A 4,872-nucleotide genomic window follows, 5' to 3' on the forward strand; every position below is an offset into this window, starting at 1 on the left:
TGAACTGCCCGGCCTGCTCGCCGAACTGGCCGACCTGCTCGCCGCCCCACTGGGTGGCCTGCTCGCCGAACTGCCCCGCCTGCTCGGTGAACTGCCCCGCCTGGTCGGCGACGCCGCCCACGGCCTCGTTCGCCTGGCCGAACACGCCCTGGGTGAACTCGGACGCCTGCTCGTTGAACATGTCGAAGATGCCCACGTCGGGTCTTCCTCTCTGGGGTCGACGCCGGCGCGCGTGCACCGCGGCAGCGCCCTCGGCGAGGGCGTGACCGGGCCGCGCGGGCGTCGGGTTCGAACCGCACGGGGACGCCGTGCGGAAGTTCTGGGGATCACCGGGGGACTCCCGGTCGGGCTCGGGCGCTACGCGGGCAGCGGAGGGCCCCGGCGGGCGGCGCACGAGCGCAGCAGCACCTCGCGGACCACGTCGCGGGCCTCGGGCGCGCCGAGGCGCACCACCACCGCGGCGACGCGGCAGCGCACCGCCCGGACGAGGACGGCCAGCCAGGTCCGCAGCCGGTCGGCGAGCGCGCGCCAGGCCCGAAGACCGCCGGTGACCAGCGAGTCCTCGAAGGAGGCGAGCAGCGCGACCACCCCGACGGCGGCCACGAGGTCGAGCATCGGCACGGTCCACGGCAGCGGGTCGGCGACCATCGCGGGCGCGTGGTTGGTCGACGCGACGTGCGTGCCCGCGAACCCGCCGAGGATCACGGCGATCTGGACGAACAGCCACGTCGAGCGGACCCGGCCCAGCGCGCCGTGCCACAGCGCGGACTGCAGGACGAGCGCGGCGGACATGACCGACAGGTGCACGTCGGGCAGCGGGTCGCCGACCGCGACGACGGACGCGGCGAACGGGGCGACGAGCGACATCGGCGCCACCTCGCGGGCGCGCGGCGTCGCGGTGCGACCGCGTTCTGCGCGCGCGTGGCCCACGGACGACCTCTCCCCGACGAACGGCACCGACCACGTCGAGTGTAGCCAAAACGGGCGAAAGGGCTCCGGGCGACGAAGGGGCGGGGACGGCCCGCCTGCCGGGGTGCGGCGAACCGGCGAGGCGGCGGCCCAGCGGCCCAGCGGAATGAGCGGCGAGCGAGGGGCGAGCGGCGAGCGAGGGGCGAGCGGCGAGCCTGCGGCGTGGGCAGCGAACCTGCGGGGCGAACGGCGAACCGGCGGCGTGAACAGCAAGCGAGCGACGTGAGCGGCGAACCGGCGACGTGAACAACGAACCAGCGGGGTGGGCGGCGCCCCCGCGGCGCCACCCACCCCGCCCCCGCTCACCCCTCCGGGTGCTCGTGCAACCACCGGGCCAGAGCCAGCTGCGTCGTCTCCGCGCTGGCGGCCATGGTGGCGCGCAGGGCGGGCTCGTCGCGGCGGGTCGGGCCGAACGCGGGGTGGGGGCGCAGCAGCCGCCACTCCTGCCGCGCGATCGTGCCGCCGCCGTCGGCGCGGAACGTCCAGCGCCAGCGCACCGCCCCCTCCGCCACCCCGCCCACGACGAACGAGAACTCCTCCGGCGGCGAGGCGGCGAGCACCTGGGAGCGGCTGGCCCACTCGCGCTCGCCGCGCCGGTTGTGGCCGCCGAACCACGCGCCGGGTTCGGGGCCCGCGCCGTCGTCGTAGCGCACGCCGGACGCGGTCGGGCTCCAGCGGTCGATCAGCGAGACGTCGCTGACCAGCGCGTACACCCGCTCGACGGGCGCGGGCAGCCAGGCGGCGCGGGTGAAGGCGAAGTCGGCGAGGTCGAGCTCCCCGGTCGGGTCGTCGTCGGCGCGGACTCGGGTGGTGGTCATGGTCCTCCTCGGGTCGGGTCGTCGCCCCCAGGCTGGTTCGGGTCGCCGCGCCCCGGCCAGCCCGCGCGCTTCCTACCACTCGCGCAGGCAGGCTGGCGCGCCCCGCCGTGGCGCACACTGGTCCCGTGGACGGACCGGGTCAGCTCGCGGAGTACCTCCAGGCGTGCCGGGCGCGGTTGCGCCCCGCCGACGTCGGGCTCGACACCTACGGCGAGCGCCGCCGGGTGCCGGGGTTGCGGCGGGAGGAGGTCGCCGGGCTCGCCGGGGTGAGCGCGTCCTACTACGTGCGCCTCGAACAGGGGCTGTCGGTGAACGCCTCGACCGAGGTGGTCGACGGCATCGCCCGCGCGCTGCGGCTGGACCGGGACGAGCACGAGCACCTGCGCGCGCTCGCCAGGCCCCGCCGCAGGGGCGCGGTGAAGCGACCGCCGGTGGAGCGGGTGAGCGCGTCCGCGACCGAGCTGCTCGCCGCGCTGGGCGCCGTGCCCGCCGTGCTGCTGGGCAGGCGCACGGACGTGCTGGCGTGGAACCCGCTGGGGCACGCCCTGTTCGCCGGGCACCTGGACCGCGACTCGGTGGACCGCCCGGCGGAGCGGCCGAACATGGCGCGCCTGGTGTTCCTGGACGCGCACACCCGCGAGCTGTACCCGAGGTGGGAGGCCAAGGCCAGGGCGGTGGTGGGGAACCTGCGCGCGACGGCGGGCAGGCACCCGGACGACCGGCTGCTCAGCGCGCTGGTCGGCGAGCTGGTGACCGGCAGCGCGGAGTTCGCGGCGCTGTGGGCGGGGCACCGGGTGAAGGCCTGCGGGAGCGACGAGCACGAGATGCGGCACCCGCTGGTGGGCGCGATGTCCGTGCGGCAGCAGGCCCTGCGGCCCGCGGACGCGCCGGAGCAGGCGCTGACGCTGGTGACGGCGGAGCCCGGTTCACCGTCGCAGGCGGCGCTGACCCTGCTGGCGCAGGCCGTCCTGGAGCGCTGACCCCGGTGGAGCGCGAGCTCATCGCACGACGCTCACCGGTTCCGCACAACCGCCCGGTAGAACTCCCACCCATGGTCAAGCGATCACTGCTGGTGGCCGCCGCGCTGCTCGCGGTCACCCTCACCCCCGCCACCGCGCTGGCGCACCCGGTCACGGTGCGCACCGCCGACTACGACCTCGGCGACGCCGCGTTCCACGTGCCCGGCTTCCACGCCTCGCCCGTGGAGGGCGAGCCCGCGCGGCTGGCCGACCTGGAGCTGGTCGGCCGGGTGCACTACCCCGCCGACCTCGCCAGGCGCGGGAAGCTGCCGCTGGTGCTGATCCAGCACGGCCTCTGGCACAGCTGCGCGGACCGGGACGCCGAGGCGGCCTGGAAGTCCTCCTACACCGCGCTCTACGGCCCGGACCCGGTGACCGACCCGGCGGAGGTCGAGCGGCTGGAGGGGCGGTTGCAGGACGCGTCGGTGGCGCTGAGCCGGTGGCCGTGCGCGCCGGGCACCCCCGCGCTGCCCAACCACCGGGGCTACGACTACCTCGGGCGGGCGCTGGCGGAGCGCGGGTTCGTGGTGGTGTCGATCGGCGTGAGCGGGGTGAACGCCGGGGAGCTGGGGCAGATCGCGGACCTGGCGCGCGCCGAGGTGGGCTACGAGCACCTGCGGATGTGGCGGCGGCTGGCCGAGGACGGCACCGGGCCGCTCGCGGAACCGTTGGGGCGCTTGGGCTTCACCGGTCACGTCGACCTGGGCTCGGTGGGCGTGGTCGGGCACTCGCGCGGCGGGCGGGCCGTGATGTGGCAGGCGGCGCGGGCGAACCGGGACCGGATGCCGGAGGGCGTGGCGATCCGCGCGGTGGTGCCGCTGGCGTCGGTGACCTACTACGCGCCGGACGAGGACGCGCCGGAGAACCTGGACTACCGGGTCACCGACATCCCGTTCGGCGCGCTGGCCGGGTCCTGCGACTACGCGACCGGCGGTCCGCAGCACTTCGCCAACGCGCGCGGGCACACCAGCGCGCAGATCGTGTTGTGGGAGGTGCGGGGGGCGAACCACAACGCGTACAACACCGAGTGGTCGCCGTCGAGCGGGCAGGTGATGGCCACCGACGACGCGGCCGAGGCCTGGGCAGGCGGCCCGAGCACCCGGCCGGGACCGGGCCAGTGCGCGCAGGTCGCGGACGAGCGGCCGGTCCGGCAGCTGACCGAGCCGGAGCAGCGCCAGGTCGCGGTCACCTACCTGTCGGCGTTCTTCGCCAAGCACCTCAAGGGCGACCGCCGGTTCGACCGGGTCGTGGACGGCACGTCGTCCCCGCTGGCGCACCTGACGCCGATCACCGTGAGCACCGATCCGGGGCGGTGACGCGCCGAGGCGCCCGGCCCCGCGGACGGGGACCGGGCGCCTCGGTGTCCGGGCTGGTCGACGCGGTCCGGGCTAGTCGATCCGGAACGGGTCGCCGTAGACCTTCCACGCCAGCGGCGTGTTCAGGTCGAGGTTGCCGTTGTTGAGGAACACCCGCTGCGCGGTGTCCACGCGCGAGGTGTCCTCGTGCGCCTCCTCCAGCTTCATCGCCGCGACCCGCTCGTCCAGGAACGCGTGCAGGTACGCGGTCTCGTCGCCGCCCTGCGCCGGGGTCTTGGCGCGGGCCATGGCCTTGCGGCGGATCGTGCCGAAGCTGGCCTGGTCGGTGCCGCCGCCGTGCATGACGATCGCGTCGTAGTAGGCGAACTGGCCGAGCGCGCGCAGGCCGTCGGACTTGGCCTGGTTGACGGAGGGGGTGAAGTACACCCGGTCCCGCTCGCTCTCCTGCGCCTGCTGGAACACCGGGTCCTGCGCGGCGGTGCGCCACGCCTGCTGGACGCCGGGGTCGTGGCCCTCGTGGGCCGGCGTGCCGTTGACCCGGCGCTGCGCGGGGAGGTAGCCGGCGAGCGCGTTGTTCGGCTTCACCGAGGTGTAGTGCTCGACCAGCTCCAGCATGTCGCCGGTGCCGGAGCAGAAGCCGATGATGCCCGCCGTGTAGCCGCGACCGTCGCCGATGTCCTCGATGTAGCCGTACTCGCCACGCCAGTCGAGGGTGGAATTCTCGGCGGTCGAGACCAGCTGGAACGCGAG

General features: G+C 75.5%; 6 protein-coding genes. 2 read left to right on the forward strand and 4 right to left on the reverse strand.

What is annotated here, in order from left to right; translation table 11 throughout:
* From ACTUAL_RS01120 to ACTUAL_RS01130, 3 genes are all read right to left on the reverse strand, one after another.
* Nucleotides 1-196: hypothetical protein (locus ACTUAL_RS01120; RefSeq protein ID WP_440898943.1), on the reverse strand; the 196-nt coding region annotated here is incomplete at its 3' end.
* 161 nt (nucleotides 197-357) lie between these two features.
* Nucleotides 358-867 (reverse strand): hypothetical protein, encoded by a 510-nt coding sequence (locus ACTUAL_RS01125; RefSeq protein WP_440898944.1) that lies wholly within the window; start codon nucleotides 865-867, stop codon nucleotides 358-360.
* 404 nt (nucleotides 868-1,271) lie between these two features.
* Nucleotides 1,272-1,787, reverse strand: coding sequence for an SRPBCC family protein (locus ACTUAL_RS01130; protein ID WP_440898945.1), 516 nt, complete (start codon nucleotides 1,785-1,787; stop codon nucleotides 1,272-1,274).
* A 125-nt stretch (nucleotides 1,788-1,912) separates the two neighbouring features.
* On the opposite strand from ACTUAL_RS01130, the gene ACTUAL_RS01135 reads away from it, so the two are divergent.
* Together ACTUAL_RS01135 and ACTUAL_RS01140 are read left to right on the forward strand one after the other, a co-directional pair.
* Entirely contained in the window at nucleotides 1,913-2,767 is an 855-nt protein-coding gene (locus tag ACTUAL_RS01135) for a helix-turn-helix domain-containing protein (RefSeq protein WP_440898946.1), read from the forward strand.
* A 71-nt stretch (nucleotides 2,768-2,838) separates the two neighbouring features.
* On the forward strand, nucleotides 2,839-4,122 hold the full coding sequence (locus tag ACTUAL_RS01140; RefSeq protein ID WP_440898947.1) for a hypothetical protein: 1,284 nt from the start codon (nucleotides 2,839-2,841) through the stop codon (nucleotides 4,120-4,122).
* Nucleotides 4,123-4,194: 72 nt separating this feature from the next.
* Here ACTUAL_RS01140 and ACTUAL_RS01145 read toward each other — a convergent pair.
* Nucleotides 4,195-4,872 (reverse strand): chitosanase (locus ACTUAL_RS01145; protein ID WP_440898948.1); only part of this gene is annotated, 678 nt, incomplete at its 5' end.

The sequence above is a fragment of the Actinosynnema sp. genome (assembly GCF_052038725.1).